Origin of the sequence: Rhodoferax sp. WC2427 (genome assembly GCF_040822085.1) — a bacterium.
GTDB lineage: Bacteria > Pseudomonadota > Gammaproteobacteria > Burkholderiales > Burkholderiaceae_C > Rhodoferax_B.
The window spans coordinates 2818307-2833859 of record NZ_CP162006.1 but is presented as its reverse complement, the minus strand read 5'-3'; the positions used below and the strand labels follow the sequence as shown (position 1 = coordinate 2833859).

Annotated in this window: 13 protein-coding genes; 11 read left to right on the top strand and 2 right to left on the bottom strand. The window is 65.0% G+C overall.

Annotation, left to right across the window (positions count from 1 at the left end; genetic code table 11):
* The first annotated feature begins 70 nt into the window (after window positions 1-70).
* From AB3G31_RS13420 to AB3G31_RS13370, 11 genes are all read left to right on the top strand, one after another.
* Complete coding sequence (locus AB3G31_RS13420) at window positions 71-415, top strand: hypothetical protein (protein WP_367846582.1); 345 nt, start codon at window positions 71-73, stop codon at window positions 413-415.
* A 183-nt stretch (window positions 416-598) separates the two neighbouring features.
* The gene (locus tag AB3G31_RS13415) at window positions 599-1363 is read left to right on the top strand and encodes a class I SAM-dependent methyltransferase (protein WP_367846581.1); all 765 of its coding nucleotides are present in this window, start codon (window positions 599-601) and stop codon (window positions 1361-1363) included.
* 36 nt (window positions 1364-1399) lie between these two features.
* The gene (locus tag AB3G31_RS13410; protein WP_367846580.1) at window positions 1400-2404 is read left to right on the top strand and encodes a S1/P1 nuclease; all 1005 of its coding nucleotides are present in this window, start codon (window positions 1400-1402) and stop codon (window positions 2402-2404) included.
* A 158-nt stretch (window positions 2405-2562) separates the two neighbouring features.
* Complete coding sequence (locus AB3G31_RS13405; RefSeq protein ID WP_367846579.1) at window positions 2563-3420, top strand: gamma-glutamyl-gamma-aminobutyrate hydrolase family protein; 858 nt, start codon at window positions 2563-2565, stop codon at window positions 3418-3420.
* An 82-nt stretch (window positions 3421-3502) separates the two neighbouring features.
* On the top strand, window positions 3503-4876 hold the full coding sequence (locus tag AB3G31_RS13400) for a glutamine synthetase family protein (RefSeq protein WP_367846578.1): 1374 nt from the start codon (window positions 3503-3505) through the stop codon (window positions 4874-4876).
* A 22-nt stretch (window positions 4877-4898) separates the two neighbouring features.
* Complete coding sequence (locus AB3G31_RS13395) at window positions 4899-6296, top strand: aspartate aminotransferase family protein (RefSeq protein ID WP_367846577.1); 1398 nt, start codon at window positions 4899-4901, stop codon at window positions 6294-6296.
* Between the two features lie 58 nt (window positions 6297-6354).
* Window positions 6355-7524 carry an extracellular solute-binding protein gene (locus AB3G31_RS13390; protein WP_367846576.1) on the top strand — a complete coding sequence of 390 codons (1170 nt, stop codon included), beginning with the start codon at window positions 6355-6357 and terminating at the stop codon, window positions 7522-7524.
* A 153-nt stretch (window positions 7525-7677) separates the two neighbouring features.
* Window positions 7678-8784 (top strand): ABC transporter ATP-binding protein, encoded by a 1107-nt coding sequence (locus AB3G31_RS13385; RefSeq protein WP_367846575.1) that lies wholly within the window; start codon window positions 7678-7680, stop codon window positions 8782-8784.
* A gap of 12 nt (window positions 8785-8796) precedes the next feature.
* A complete protein-coding gene (locus AB3G31_RS13380; RefSeq protein WP_367846574.1) occupies window positions 8797-9738 on the top strand; it encodes an ABC transporter permease in 942 nt (313 codons plus the stop codon).
* Window position 9739: 1 nt separating this feature from the next.
* Window positions 9740-10576 (top strand): ABC transporter permease subunit, encoded by an 837-nt coding sequence (locus AB3G31_RS13375; protein ID WP_367846573.1) that lies wholly within the window; start codon window positions 9740-9742, stop codon window positions 10574-10576.
* A 24-nt stretch (window positions 10577-10600) separates the two neighbouring features.
* Entirely contained in the window at window positions 10601-12073 is a 1473-nt protein-coding gene (locus AB3G31_RS13370) for an aldehyde dehydrogenase (protein WP_367846572.1), read from the top strand.
* A 12-nt stretch (window positions 12074-12085) separates the two neighbouring features.
* Here AB3G31_RS13370 and AB3G31_RS13365 read toward each other — a convergent pair whose 3' ends face one another.
* Window positions 12086-14038 carry a TonB family protein gene (locus AB3G31_RS13365; RefSeq protein ID WP_367846571.1) on the bottom strand — a complete coding sequence of 651 codons (1953 nt, stop codon included), beginning with the start codon at window positions 14036-14038 and terminating at the stop codon, window positions 12086-12088.
* A gap of 317 nt (window positions 14039-14355) precedes the next feature.
* Window positions 14356-15537 (bottom strand): fumarylacetoacetate hydrolase family protein, encoded by a 1182-nt coding sequence (locus tag AB3G31_RS13360; RefSeq protein WP_367846570.1) that lies wholly within the window; start codon window positions 15535-15537, stop codon window positions 14356-14358.
* Between the last annotated feature and the right edge of the window lie 16 nt (window positions 15538-15553).

The window sequence follows — 15553 nt, the reverse complement described above, 5'->3', positions numbered from 1 at the left end:
TAGTGGCGTCGTGTGTGGGAAAAATTCACACACAAGCCGCCTCTAAACCCTCTTTTTAAGGAACCACACCATGTACACACTTCGCACGGCCTTGGTGGCCACCGTTGCCAGCCTGCTCCTCGCACTGGCCTGCGCTCCGGCCATGGCAGGCAAGGGAGGCAGCTCTGGCAGCTCGGGCTCTTCGGGCTCTTCCGGCAAATCGTCGTCCAGTGCGTCCTCCGCCGGTTCGTCGTCTGCCTCTGCTGCATCGCCATCGCATTCGGCATCCGGCGACGATGCCAGCGCGGGCCGCGCAGGCCGTGGAGCCGATGACGCGGCAGGCCATGTGCGCCAGGCGCGCGGTGCCGACGATGCGCCAGGCCATGTGCGCCAAGGACGTGGAACAGACGACACGGCGCCCACCGGCACGCCCTAACCGCCACACCGCACCCACCAGGCCGGCACAGCGATGTGCCGGCTTTTTGTGGTTGGCTATCTGGCGGGGCTTGCAATTCATGCGTATCGGCGGCACGCTTACAGGGGGCCTGGCGCGGCATGGTGGTATATGTTTTGCTGCTGGCAAGAACGTGCCCGCGTTCCAAGGTAAGGAGGTCGCAAAATGTTCCTCAGTCTGGAAGACAACCGCAACAGCCTGACCGACCGGCAGCGTGTGGCGGATTTGATGGCTTTGCTGCCGACCGATGTGCAGACCGCGCTGGACATCGGTGCCCGCGATGGTTTCCTGGCCCGGCACCTGGCCGACCGCTATGCCCAGGTGACCGCCCTGGACCTGGCCCAGCCCGAACTGGACGACCCCCGTGTGCGGTGCGTGCAGGGCGACGCGGCGGCGCTGCAATTCCACAATGGTGCGTTCGACCTGCTGTTGTGCGCCGAAGTGCTGGAACACATTCCCCCGCCGCAACTTCCCCGGGTGTGCGCCGAGCTGGCGCGGGTGGCGGCGCGCTACATCGTGGTGGGCGTGCCCTACCGGCAAGATATCCGCCATGGCCGCAGCACCTGCCAGCGCTGCGGTGGCCGCAACCCGCCTTGGGGCCATGTGAACCGGTTTGACGAAGCGCGGCTGCGGTCGCTGTTTCCTGCATACGGGGTACAGCGGCAAACCCTGGTGGGGGTTGCCGAGCCAGGCACCAATGCGGTGTCGGCCTGGCTCATGGACTTGGCGGGCAACCCGTATGGCACCTACATCCAGGACGAGCCGTGCATCCACTGCGGGGCCGCCTTGCAGCCGCCACCGGCCCGCACCCTGCCGCAAAAGGTCTACACCCGGCTGGCGGTGCAGTTGCAAAAAGCCCAGGCCGCCTGCACACCCCGGCATGCCAATTGGATGCATGCGCTGCTGGCTAAAAAGCCTGTCAAAATTTAGCGTCCGCATATGCTGAACAAAAGACAAACTTGCTGGTTGGGATGGCTGCTGGTGCTGGCCTGTCTGGCACCATTGCGCGCGGCTGCCTGGGGCCACCAGGGGCACATGCTGGTGGGTGCCATTGCCGACCAGTTGCTGACCCCGCAGGCCCGGGCCGGGCTACAGCGCGACATGGGGCTGACCTTGGCCCAGGCGGCGCCCTGGGCCGATTGCGCCAAGGGGGTGGGCCTGGGCACGCGGGGTTTTGAATATGCGGCGGACGAGCGCTGGCCGTCGCCCGCTTGCACCCGTTTTGAGACCGCCGAGGGCGTGCAGGCCATGCAAAGCTACGCGTCGCGCAACTGGAACACCTGCGGCCAGTTGCGCGACTGCCACAAAACCTACCACTACGCCGATGTGGCCTACCAGCACGGCCGCTACAGAATGGGCTACGTAGGCACCAATGACCACGACCTGGTGCATGCCATCAACGCCGCCATTGCCCAATTGCAGGGCCAGCCGGTGCCGCCGCCGTTCAGCATCACCAGCCGGGGCGAGGCCCTGCGGCTGCTGGCGCATTTCATCGGCGACCTGCACCAGCCACTGCATGTGGGCGCGCTGTACCTGGATGAGGCTGGCAATACGGTAGATCCCGACGCGCCGGGAGGGCCTGAACCGCTGGAAACCCGTGGTGGCAACAGCCTCGACATGGGCCATGGCGACAACCTGCACGCGCTGTGGGACGATCTGCCCGACGGCCTGCGCGCCGATGCCGTGCCCGCCAGCATGGTCCAAGCCGCGCGGGCGCTGCGCAAGAGCCGGGCGGCTGCGGGTCGCCTGGCGCAGACCTGGGCCAGCGACACTGTGGCGGTGTCGGGGGCGGCGTTCGCGGGCGTCACGGTAGGCCCGTCCAGGCTGGACAGGGGGAGGGTGTGGCCCGCCACGCTGGCCGAACCGGCCGACTACCGCGCCCGGCAGGATGCCCTGCAGACCCGGCAGCTGACCAAGGCCGGAGCGCGGTTGGCGCAATTGGTCAACGTCTTGTACGCGACACCCCGGTGAAATCCATGATTACCAGCATCAAATCTGCCTCTTGTGCTTATTCCATCGGCACAAGCAGCTACAAAAAATAGAGTGTTGTGATCGGCGAAAGTGCGGCGCGTGGGTTACAGTGAAGTGGATTACGGATTGGTAACAACTTCCTCTGGACCCTGGCTGGCATGACCTCCACCTCAGATGCAAACACCGTTAACCCCTTTGAATTGCGCAGCCCTCTGGTAACGCCGCGCCCCCTCGTCTGGCTGCCGATGGACCACCGCCAGCGTGGTGGGGACGATGTGTCGCTGCCTTACCTGTACCTGGGCGACAAATACGCCCGCGCCGTGCGCGACGGTGCGCTGGCCCAGCCAGTCAGCTTTCCGCTGGCCGACGTGGCCGATATTCCTGCGCTGTTGGCCCTGGTGGACGGGGTCATGCTCACCGGCTCGCCGTCGAATGTGCATCCTTCCCATTTCAATGAGCCCGTGGCCGACCCCAGCTTGCCGCTGGACCCGGCCCGCGACGCGCTCACCTTTGCGCTCGTGCAGCATTGCATCGCCCAGGGCGTGCCGCTGCTGGGGGCCTGCCGGGGGTTCCAGGAAATCAACGTGGCCCTGGGCGGCAGCCTGCACCAGGCGGTGCACGCCGTACCCGGCCTGCAGGACCACCGGGAGGACGAAACCGCCCCCCTGGCCACGCAATACGGTCTGAGCCACGAGCTGCGCATCGCCCCCGATTCGGCCATGGCCCAGTGGGCTGGGGGCGTGCAAACCCGGGTGAACTCGCTGCACGGCCAGGGCATCGGGCGGCTGGCCCCGGGCCTGCGGGCCATTGCCCATGCACCCGACGGGCTGATCGAAGCTTTCGAGATCACCGGCGCTGCGGCGTTTGCCTATGCGGTGCAGTGGCACCCCGAGTGGCGCTGGTCGGAGAACCCCTTTTACACAGCAATATTTGCGGCCTTCGGGGCCGCGTGCAGATCACGCAAGCGTGAAAAAGCACTGAGACAGCGCCTGGCGGGCGCTACCTCAGTGAAGTGAAAAAACGGCTTACGCAGCGCTCAGCACCTAGTGTGGGCGCTCCGTAAGTCATAGCAACCTAACCCAACTGGAGAAATTGCCTATGGCTGATGTCAAAAAAGAAAACATGACCTTCAACGACCTGGAAAATTGGCTCAACGAGCGCCGGGTTACCGAGGTGGAATGCCTGGTGCCCGACCTGACCGGGGTGGCGCGCGGCAAGATTCTGCCCCGTGCCAAGTTCACCGAAGACCGCGGCATGCGCATCCCCGAGGCCGTGGTGGCCATGGGTGTGACCGGCGAGCTGCCGTCCCAGGGCCCGTACTACGACGTGGTGAATCCCACCGACCGCGACATGCAGCTGCGCCCCGATGCATCCACCGTACGCATCGTTCCCTGGGCCACTGACCCTACCGCCCAGGTCATCCACGACTGCTACGACCGCGAGGGCAAGCTGGTGCCGTTTGCGCCCCGCAGCGTGCTGCGCCGCGTGTGCGACCTGTATGCCGAGATGGGCCTGGAGCCGGTGGTGGCGCCCGAGCTGGAGTTCTACCTGGTGGCCCGCAACACCGACCCCAACACCGTGCTGCGCCCGCCGATCGGCCGCAGCGGCCGGGCCGAAACCTCGCGCCAGTCCTACAGCATCGACGCGGTGAATGAATTTGATCCGCTGTTTGAAGAGCTGTACGACTATTGCGACAAGATGGAGCTCAACGTGGACACCCTGATCCACGAGGCCGGTGCCGGGCAGATGGAGATCAACTTCTTCCACGCGCACCCGCTGGGCCTGGCCGACGAGGTGTTCTTCTTCAAGCGCACGGTGCGCGAGGTGGCGCTGCGCCACGACATGTACGCCACCTTCATGGCCAAGCCCATTGAGGGCGAGCCCGGCAGCGCCATGCATGTGCACCAGAGCCTGGTCAGCAAGGCCACGGGCAAGAATATCTTCAGCAACGACGACGGCACGCCGTCCGAGGCCTTCTTCCACTACATCGGCGGCCTGCAGCGCTACCAGCCCGCCGCCATGGCCCTGGTGGCCCCGTACGTCAACAGCTACCGCCGCCTGTCGCGCAACACCGCGGCGCCCATCAACACCGAATGGGGCTACGACAACCGCACGGTCGGCATCCGTTCGCCCATCTCCAGCCCGCAGGCGCGGCGGGTGGAAAACCGTGTGATTGGCGTGGATGCGAACCCCTACGTGGCCATGGCCATGACGCTGGCCTGCGGCTACCTGGGCATGCAAAAGAAGATCAAGCCCAAGGCCGAGATGAAGGGCGACGCCTACCTGGCCCCGTTCTCGCTGCCGCGCAGCCTGGGCGAGGCGCTGGACCTGCTGCGCAACGAGACCGATCTGCACGACATCCTGGGCAAGGAGTTCATCACCGTCTACACCGAGATCAAGGAGCTGGAGTTTGAAGAGTTCATGAAGGTGATTTCGCCCTGGGAACGCGAGCACCTCCTGCTGCACGTTTGAACATCAACTCCAGAAAATGCCTATGCCAAATACCGTCAATACCGCAGAAATCCAGGCGCTGGACAGCGCCCACTTTCTCCACCCCTTCACCGACTTCCAGGACCTGAACGCACGCGGCGCCAAGGTCATCACCCGCGCCGATGGCATCTACATCTGGGATTCCGAGGGCAACCGCCTGCTCGACGCGATGAGCGGCCTGTGGTGCGTCAGCGTGGGCTACGGCCGCAAGGAGCTGGCCGATGCCGCCTACCAGCAAATGCTGACGCTGCCCTACTACAACAGCTTCTTCCAGACCACCAACGTGCCCGCCGCCACCCTGGCCGCCAAGCTGGCCAGCCTGGCCCCCAAAGTGGACGGGCGCGGCTTCGAGCACGTGTTTTATTCCTGCAGCGGCAGCGAAAGCAACGACTCCAATGTGCGCATGGTGCGCCGCTACTGGGACCTGCTGGGCCAGCCGCAGCGCAAGGTCATCATCAGTCGCCACAACGGCTACCACGGCAGCACCATGGCGGCGGCCTCGCTCAGCGGCATGTCGGGCATGCACGCCCAGGGCGACCTGCCGATTCCCAACATCACCCACATCGAACAGCCTTACGGCGTAGAGAACGCACTGCCGGGGGAAACTGCAGACGCGTTCGGCTTGCGCGCAGCGGGCTGGCTGGAAGCCAAGATTCTGGAGGTTGGCCCCGACAAGGTGGCGGCCTTCATTGGCGAGCCGGTGCAGGGCGCGGGCGGGGTGATCATTCCGCCCGCGACCTACTGGCCGGAGATCCAGCGCATCGTCGATAAATACGGCATCTTGCTGATCAGCGACGAGGTGATCTGCGCCTTTGGCCGGCTGGGCCACTGGTTTGCCTATGAGAAGTTTGGCTACAAGCCTGATTTGGTCACTTTTGCAAAAGGTGTAACCAGTGGCTACATACCGCTGGGCGGCGTGCTGGTGGGCGACCGCGTGGCCAAGGTGCTGATCGAAAAGGGCGGCGAGTTCAACCATGGCTACACCTACAGCGGCCATCCGGTAGCCTGCGCCGTCGCGCTGGCCAACATCGCCATCATGGAGCGCGAAAACCTGGTCGAGCGGGTACGCACCGATATCGGCCCCTACCTGGCGCAAAAGTACGGCGCGCTCAACGACCATCCGCTGGTAGCCCACGCCGAAACCTGCGGTTTTGTGGCCGGGCTGGTGCTGGTGAAAAACAAGCAGACCGGCGAGCGCTTTGACGAGAGCCTGTCGGTGGGCATGCTGTGCCGCAAGCACTGCTTTGCCAACGGCCTGGTGATGCGTGCCGTGGGCGACCGCATGATCATTGCCCCGCCGCTGGTGATGACGCACGCGCAAATTGACGAGATGGTGGCGCTGATCTTGCTATGTCTGGACCTGACGTGGCAAGAGCTCAAGGCCGCCGGGCACGTTCAGTAATCTGTAATTAGTCCATACAATCTTTTTTGGTTTCCCCATTTTTTTGGAGTTTTGACACATGAAACAGCAAGCCCTGGTGATTGCACTGTCCGCCCTGATGTTGGGTGCCTGCGGTAAGAAGGAAGAGGCCCCGGCAGCCGCCGCCCCCGCTCCGGCTGCCCCGGTGGCTTCGGCCCCGGCAGCCCCACCGGCCAATACCGAAGAAAAAGTGTTGAACGTGTACAACTGGCCCGACTACATCGCGGCCGACATGGTGGCCAACTTCGAGAAAGAAACCGGCATCAAGGTCAACTACCAGACCTTCGAGAACAACGAAGCCCTGCAAGCCAAGCTGGTGGCAGGCAACAGTGGTTTCGACATCGTGGTGCCCGGCGCGGTGTTTGCCAAGTCGCAGATCGACGGTGGCCTGCTGATGAAGCTCGACAAGAGCAAGATCCCCAACCTGGCCAACCTCGACCCCGTCATCATGGGCAAGGTGGCCGGTGTGGATGCGGGCAATGACCACCTGGTGCCGTGGGCCTGGAGCTACACCACCGTGGCCATCAACAAGGGCAAGGTGGCCAAGGCCTTGGGCTCCATGCCGCTGCCTGAGAATGTGTGGGACCTGGTGTTCAACCCCACCTACACCTCCAAGCTCAAGTCCTGCGGCATCGCCTACCTGGATTCGCCCACCGAGGTGATTCCACCCGCGCTGCACTACCTGGAAAAGAACCCCTACTCGGCCGATACCGCCGACCACAAGGCCGCGGGCGCGATGCTGGCCAAGGTGCGCAAGGACATCCGTTTGTTCTCCAGCACCATGATCGACGACATGGCCGGTGGCAAGGCCTGCGTGGGCCTGGGCTGGGCGGGTGACCTCAACATCGCCAAGGCGCGTGCCATCGAAAACAAGAATGGCAACGACATCGAAGTGCTGCTGCCCAAAAATGGCGGCCTGATCTTCTTTGACAACCTGGCCATTCCCGCCGATGCCAAGCACCCGAACAACGCCATGATGTTCATGGACTACTTCCTGCGCCCCGAAGTGTCGGCCTCGCTGACCAACGAGCTGAGCTACCCCACGGCCAACAAGGCCAGCATCGACAAGGTCAAGCCTGAAATCGCCAGCGACAAGACCACCTTCGTCGATGCCGACAACATGGCCAAGATGGTCTCGCCCACCAGCCTGAGCAACGAAACCCGCGAGTCCATGAGCAACGTCTACACGCTGTTCAAGAAAAGCAAATAAGCGCTTGTGACTGACAAGCCGTGCACCGTCGTCATCGGGGGTGCACGGCTTTTTTGATTGCAGGACTTACGCAAGTTCCCCCTGTAAGCCCGAAGGGCGACACAGGGGCGCTGCGTAAGTTCTATATTGTTTTGATTTCTGGGATGCCCCCGTATGAACCTGCCCAAACCCCGGCCTGAAGGCTTTCTGCGCACCGAAAACCTGGTCAAACGTTTCGACGGCGTGGCCGCCGTGGACAACGTGACGCTGTCGATCCAGAAGGGCGAGATCTTTGCGCTGCTGGGCAGCTCGGGTTGCGGCAAATCCACCTTGCTGCGCATGCTGGCCGGGTTTGAGACCCCGACCTCGGGCGCGGTGATGCTGGGGGGTGTGGACATCGCCAAGATGCCGCCCTACGAGCGGCCCATCAACATGATGTTCCAGTCGTACGCGCTGTTCCCGCATCTCAACATCTGGGAGAACATCGCCTTTGGCCTCAAGCGCGAAGGCATGCCCAGCGCGCAGATCAAAACCCGCGTTGACGAGATGCTGAACCTGGTGCAGCTCACCGACTTTGCCAAGCGCAAGCCGCACCAGCTCTCCGGTGGGCAGCAGCAGCGGGTGGCACTGGCCCGCAGCCTGGCCAAGAAGCCCCAGCTCTTGCTGCTGGACGAGCCGCTGGGGGCGCTGGACAAGAAGCTGCGCGAGCGCACCCAGTTCGAGCTGGTCAACATCATCGAGTCGGTGGGCGTGACGGTGGTGATGGTCACCCACGACCAGGAAGAGGCCATGACCATGGCTTCGCGCATCGCGGTGATGAGCAAGGGCAAGGTGCTGCAGGTCGGCACGCCCAAAGAAATTTACGAGCACCCCACCAACCGCTTCGTGGCCGACTTCATCGGCAACATCAACCTGTTTGACGGCCACCTCAGCCTGGACGAGCCCGACCGTTGCGAAGTCACCACCGACCAGGGCGTGGTGCATATCGGCCACGGCATCAGCGGCACCCAGGGCATGCCGCTGGCGGTGGCCGTGCGGCCCGAGAAGATCGCCATTGCCAAGGACCGGCCTGCCGACGTGGCCTACAACCTGTTCCATGGCACGGTGCGTGAGATCGCCTACTTTGGCAGCTACAGCTCCTACATCGTCGAAATGGCCGGTGGCCGCCGCGTCAAGATCACCGAGGCCAACCAGACCCGCCATGCCAACAGCGACATCACCTGGGACGACAAGGTGTTCTTCTGGTGGGACGATGCAGCCCCGGTCACGCTCACCCAGTAAGGAGAGTCTGCTATGCATTTCTTGAAATGGGCCCGGCTGATCCCGGGTGCGCGCTTTGTCATCGGCGTGCCTTACCTGTGGCTGGTGCTGTTCTTTGTGGCACCGTTCCTGATTTTGGTGCGCATCAGCGTGACCGACATGGGCAACGGCGTGGACCCGTTTGCCCCGCTGCTCACTGCGGCAGACGGCGTGTGGCGCATCTTGCTGAAATACCACAACTACCTGTCCATCGTCGGCGAACCGGGCGATGACGGTGTGATGGTCTGGGGCCAGACCATCTACATCGAGGCCTATATCACCTCGGTCAAATATGCCTTCTGGACCACGGTGCTGTGCCTGTTCATTGGCTACCCGTTTGCGTATTTCATCGCCCGCGCCAAGGCCAGCCTGCAGCCCGCGCTCTTGATGCTGGTGATGCTGCCGTTTTGGACCTCTTTTTTGCTGCGGGTTTACGCCTGGAAGGGCATCCTGGCCGACCAAGGCGTGCTGAATAACCTGCTGATGTGGGCGGGCATCACCCACGAGCCGATCCAGATGCTCTACACCGACATCTCCATGCTGGTGGGCATGACCTACGTGTATTGCCCGTTCATGATCCTGCCGCTGTATGCCAACCTGACCAAGATGGACTTTCGCCTGCTGGAGGCCGCGCACGACCTGGGCGCTTCCCCCTGGCACGCCTTCTGGCTGATCACCGTGCCGCTGAGCAAGGCCGGCATCATCGCCGGGTCGATGCTGGTGTTCATTCCCAGCGTGGGAGAGTTCGTGATCCCGTCCCTGCTGGGCGGGGCCGAGAACCTGATGATCGGCCGCGTGGTGTGGGACGAAATGTTCAGCAGCAACAACTGGCCGCGGGCCTCGGCGCTGGCCATCGTGATGATTCTGTTCATCCTGATCCCCATGGCCATCTACAACCGCTACAGCGACGCGACCAACGCGCCGAAAGACGCCTGACATGACCCGCTTCATCCAAACCTACTTTGGCCGTTTCTGGCTGGCAGCGGTGTACCTGTTCCTGTACGTACCGCTGTTCTTCCTGATTCTGTTTTCCTTCAACAGTACCCGGCAAGACGGCGTATTCACCGGCTTTTCGTTGCGTTGGTACAGCGCGCTGATGGGCGACTCGCGGCTGGTGGAGGGCTTCTTTCTGTCGCTCAAGGTGGCGGTGATCACCGGCACGCTGTCCACCATCCTGGGTGCGTTTGCCGCCTTTGTGCTGGTGCGCTTCCTCAAGTTCAAGGGGCGCACCCTGTTTGCCGGGCTGGTCAGCGCACCGCTGGTGATGCCCGAGGTGATCATCGGCCTGTCGCTGCTGCTGCTGATGGTGGCCGTGCAGCGCGCACTGGGCTGGCCAGACCGGGGCGCCATCACCATCGTGCTGGGCCACACCCTGCTGGGCATGGCCTACGCCACTGTGGTCATTACCGGCCGCCTGCGCGAGATGGACCGCTCCATCGAAGAGGCCGCCATGGACCTGGGCTGCCGTCCGTTCCAGGTGTTCTTTCTGGTCACGCTGCCTAATATTGCGCCCTCGCTGGTGGCGGCCTGGATGCTGACCTTCACCCTGTCGTTCGACGATGTGGTCATCTCGGAATTCTTGTCCGGCCCCGGGGTGACCACGTTGCCGCAGGTGATTTTTGGCTACGCCCGGCGCGGCGTGAACCCTTCGATCTATGCTGCAGCCGCCATCCTGATCACCGTGGTCAGCATCGGCATCATTGTCTACAGCGTCCTCATGGCCCGCCAGCAAACCCGCCGGGCGCGTGAGATGCAAGCGGCCGCAGCCGCATAACCCGTATCACCAGGACTCCCCCCTATGTTCAACATCGCCGATTTGAAGCTGGATGGCCGTGCCCTCATCAACGGCCAGCGCGTGCAGGGCAGCGCCGTGTTCACCAAAAGCTCGCCGGTCGATGGCCGTGTGCTCGCCGAAGTCACCCGCGGTGGCGCGGCCGAGATCGACCAGGCCGTGCAGGCCGCCCGTGCCGCGTTTGACGATGCCCGCTGGCGGGGCCTGCCCCCCGCGCAGCGCAAACGGGTGATGGTGAAGTTTGCCGACCAGCTGCTGGCCCACGCCGACGAGCTGGCCCTCATCGAAACCCTGGACATGGGCAAGCCCGTGCGCTACGCCCGCGCGGTGGACGTCAACAGCGCCGCCAACTGCATCCGCTGGTACGGCGAGGCGGTGGACAAGATCTACGACGAAATCGCGCCCACGGGCAACCAGTCGCTGGCGCTGATCACCCGTGAACCGGTAGGGGTGGTGGGCGTCATCGTGCCCTGGAACTACCCCATGATCATGGCCGCCTGGAAGATCGCGCCGGCCCTGGCCGCAGGCAATTCCATCGTCTTGAAGCCTAGCGAAAAGTCGCCGCTCACCGCGCTGCGCCTGGCCGAACTGGCGCTGGAGGCGGGCATTCCCCCCGGCGTGCTCAACGTGGTGCCCGGCTTCGGCCTGGAAGCCGGTGAACCGCTGGCCCTGCACATGGACGTGGACTGCATCGCCTTCACCGGCTCCACCAAGGTGGGCAAGCGCATCCATGTGATGGCGGGCCTGAGCAACCTCAAGCGTGCCTGGACCGAGCTGGGCGGCAAGTCGCCCAACATCGTGTTTGCCGACTGCCCCGACCTGGACCGGGCCGTGGAGGCGGCGGTGGGCAGCGTGTTCTTCAACCAGGGCGAGAGCTGCAATGCCCCCTCGCGCCTGCTGGTCGAGGCCTCCATCAAAGACGCGTTCCTGGAAAAAGCCCTGGCCCTGGTGCCACGCTACGCCCCCGCCAACCCGCTGCTGCCGGACACCATCATGGGCGCGCTGGTGGACAAGACCCAGATGGACACGGTGCTGGGCTATATTGAGGCAGGCCAGCAAGACGGTGCAAAATTGATAGCTGGTGGTGCCCAAGTATTGGGCGATAGCGGCGGTTTTTATGTAGAACCCACGATCTTCGACGGCGTGACCAACCGCATGCGCATCGCCCAGGAAGAAATCTTCGGCCCGGTGCTGTCCGTCCTGTCTTTCACCGATGCCGCCGAGGCCGTGCGTATCGCTAACGACAGCATCTACGGCCTGCAGGCCGCCGTCTGGACCCGCGACATCAACAAAGCCCACGGCGTGGCCCGCGCCCTCAAAGCCGGCACCGTGCACGTCAACTCGTACGACGAAGACGACATCACCGTGCCCTTCGGCGGTGTGAAACAAAGCGGCGTGGGGCGCGACAAGTCGCTGCACGCGTTTGACAAATACAGCGAACTCAAAACCACCTGGATCCGGATCGACAGCCCGGTGTAGGCGGGCTCCAGGTCAGTACAACCGCACCGCCATATCAAAGTGCCAGGTGCGGCGGATTTCGACTACGTCGAATTCGCGGGCCAGGGCCGGGGGGAAGGCGGGGTAATTCGCTTGGGACTGGACGATGTTACGCACGGCTTCGTCCAGGGCGGGCACGCCGCTGCTGCGCACAAAACTGACCGACTCCACCGAGCCATCGCTGCGCACCGCGACCAACACGATGGGGTCGGTGTGGGCCAGCTTTGCGGCATCGCGCACGGAGCCAAAAGTCATGTTGAGCTCGATCTTGCGGGCCCAGGCTTCGGCGTATAGCACCAGCTCCTGGTTGCTGTCGCTGCGGCCAAAGATGCGGCCCCGGCGGGCAGTGCTCCACGACGAAGGCAGGTTGGAGGCCGGGCGTGCAGCGGCGGCGGCTTCTGTGGCTTTGGCGGCGGCTGCGCGCTGGTCGGCCTCCAGGTTCAACTGCCGCCCGATGGCCCGCAGCCGTTCTTCGCGCTGCTCTTCGGCGGCACTGCGGGCGGGGGCCGCTGGCGCGGCGGAAGGCTGTGTGCTGGGCGCTGCGGATTGGGCTGCCGCAGGGGATGCTGCAGGTGGCGCTGCCACTGCCGTTGCCGCGGATGCCGCCGTGGCTGCAGCGGCTTGGCGCGCTGCTTCCTTGCGCTCACCGTCCTGCCGGGCTGCCTCTTTGCGCTGCGCGTCGAGCCGCGCAGCCTCTGCCCGTTCGGTGGCCTGGCGGGCAGCCTCTTGCCGATGGGCTTCTTGGCGATCGGCCTCCTGCTGCGTGGCCTGCGCCCGTTCCTGCTCCTTGCGGGCTGCCTCTTGCTGGGCGGCGGCTTGCCGGGCGGCGGCTTGTTGTGCGGCCTGCACCCGCTCGGCTTCCTTGCGCTCGGCCTCGGTCCGTGCCGCCTCGGTCCGCGCGGCTTCTTCCTTGCGGCTGGCATCGCGTTGCGCCGCCTCTTGTCGTGCGTTAGCCAGCCGGGTGGCCTCCAGGCGCTCGGCTTCCTGGCGCGCAGTCTCTTTGCGGGCTGCGTCGGTGCGTTCTGCTTGCTGGCGTTCTGCTTCCTTGCGTTCTTCTTGCTTTCGTTCTGCCGCCAGGCGCTCTTTTTCTTGACGCTCTTCGTCTTGGCGGGCGGCGGCTTGTTGCGCGCTGGCCTGGTTGTCGGCTTCGATTTGGCGTGCCAAGGCCACGGCGGTGGCGGCGGCTTGGCGGGCGGTCAACTGGCGCAAGGCCTGCTCGGCCTCTACGTTGGCGGCCTCGGCTTGCAGGCGTTCGGCCTCCAGCCGCGTGGCCTGGAGCCGCAGGGCATCTTGCCGGGCGGTTTCCTGCAGGGTGGCTTGCCGCTGGATGGCTTGGCGTTCCAGCCGTTCCTGGCGCTCTTGGTGTTCCAGCGCCTGGGCTTCGGCCCGCGCAGCCTTGGACAGCTCCGCTTGCGCTGCTTGCTCCGCTGCCCGCTGGGCCTTCTCCTGCCGCTGCGCTTCTTGCTGCGCGACCCTTTGCTCCTTTTCCGCCTGGCGCAGCGCGGCGGCCACACGCTGGGCTTCCTGGCGCTCGGCTGCCCGCTCAGCCTTTTGGCGGGCGGCTTCGGCCCGGGCAGCTGCCCGGCGTTGCGCGGCCTGGCGCGTGGCTTCCTGCTGTTCGGCGGTTTGGGTGCGGGCTGCTGCGGGGGCACGGGCCAGTGCCGGTGCCTGGACGGCGGGCCGGGGCGCGATCCACACCAGTTGTGCCACCGCAGCCGCCGCTGCAGGGGCGATGGGGGCGATAGGGGTGGGCGGGGTCTCGCTGGGTAGTGTGGTGGCCGGGGTGGGGGCCAGTACGGCCTGCAGGGGTGGTGCTGGCGTGCGGTCGGGTGCTTCGCCCCGGCGTTCTTCCCAGGGAAAGCCAAAGCCCGGCAGCCCGGTGCCCTGGTCGCCGAAGGTCAGACCCAACAGCAGTGCGTGGGCCAGCAGCGAGAGCAGCAGCCCCATGTGCAACCGTGTGGGCAGCCGCGCGCGTGCAGGGCGCGTGGGGGGTGGCTGCCAGGGGCTGTCGGGGGAATCGGCTGGAAGGGCGGCGGTGGTTGCGGGCGACACGTGCAAGGGGGGCCTGGCCGCCGTCGGGGCAATCAGGGAAAGTGGTGCAGCGACGAATGTAGCGCCTGCCGGTGGCTAGGCCCGACGCGGTGTACGTCGGTCATGTCCGGCACGCAAATGGTTTGCTATTGTAATGGTAGCTGGTTACGCCCATTCCATAAGCGCTACATGCTTAAAACATGCTTAAAAATCACCCCTTCCGACTTATCCGCTTACAGCGCCGTGCCGCCCAGCAGCCCACGGGCCGCCAGGTTCCCCATGAACGCACGCAGGCCAAAGCGCCAGGGCGGGGCGGTTTCGCAGTGGGTCACGCGGTTGTGCAGGGCGCCCAGCCAGGCGCTGTGGATGGTGACCACGTCGCCCAGCTTGTGGGTGAAGCCGCCGCCGGGCTGGTCGCGGTCTTCGATGGGGGCGAACAGCGTGCCGAGGAAGAGCATGAAGCCGTCGGGGTACTGGTGGGCCGACAGGGTTTGGGCCACCAGGTCCACCGGGTCGCGGCTGATGCTGGCCATGGTGTTGATGCCGCGCAGCTGGTAGCCGTCGGCCCCGGCCACGTGCAGGTGCACCGTCTCGTTGCGCACCGCGTCCAGCCCGAAGCCCGCGTCAAACAGGCGGATGAACGGGCCGATGGCGCAGGATGCGTTGTTGTCCTTGGCCTTGCCCAGCAGCAGGGCGCTGCGGCCTTCGATGTCGCGCAGGTTCACGTCGTTGCCCAGGGCGGCACCCACGATGTCGCCGCGGCTATTGACGGCCAGCACCACTTCGGGCTCGGGGTTGTTCCAGGCCGAATCGGAGCGGATGCCGATGTCTTCGCCGCAGCCCACCGAGGCCAGCACCGGGGCCTTGGTGAACACCTCGGCATCCGGGCCAATGCCCACCTCCAGGTACTGCGACCACAGGCCTTTTTCCTGCAGCAGCGTCTTGAGTGCCATGGCCTGGGGCGAGCCGGGGCGCATGTCGGCCAGGCTGGCGCCGATCAGGCCGGTGACCTGGCTGCGCAGGCCCTGGGCACGGCTGGCATCGCCGCGGGCCTGCTCTTCGATGACGCGCTCGATCAGGCTGGCGGCAAAGGTCACGCCCGCGGCCTTCACCACCTGGAGGTCGCAGGGGGCCAGCAGGTGGGGCAGGGCGGCATTGCGGCTGCCGGGCAGGCTGTTGGCCAGCAACTCGTCCACACTGCACAGGCGCTGGCCGGGAGCCTTGCGCACGGCTTCCGCTGGTTGGGCGGCGTCGAGCAGGGTGCTCATAGTGGGGTAGTGCGCGCTCAGGTCGTAGACGCCGTCGGGCCGCAGGGCTACGACCGCCGGGCCGGGCAGGCTGCCGCCCAGCCAGACGCGACCCACCAGGGTACCGGCCAGACCGTCTTGGGGAAGGATGTTGTTTGTCTCGCTCATGTTGTTCTTTCAGTGG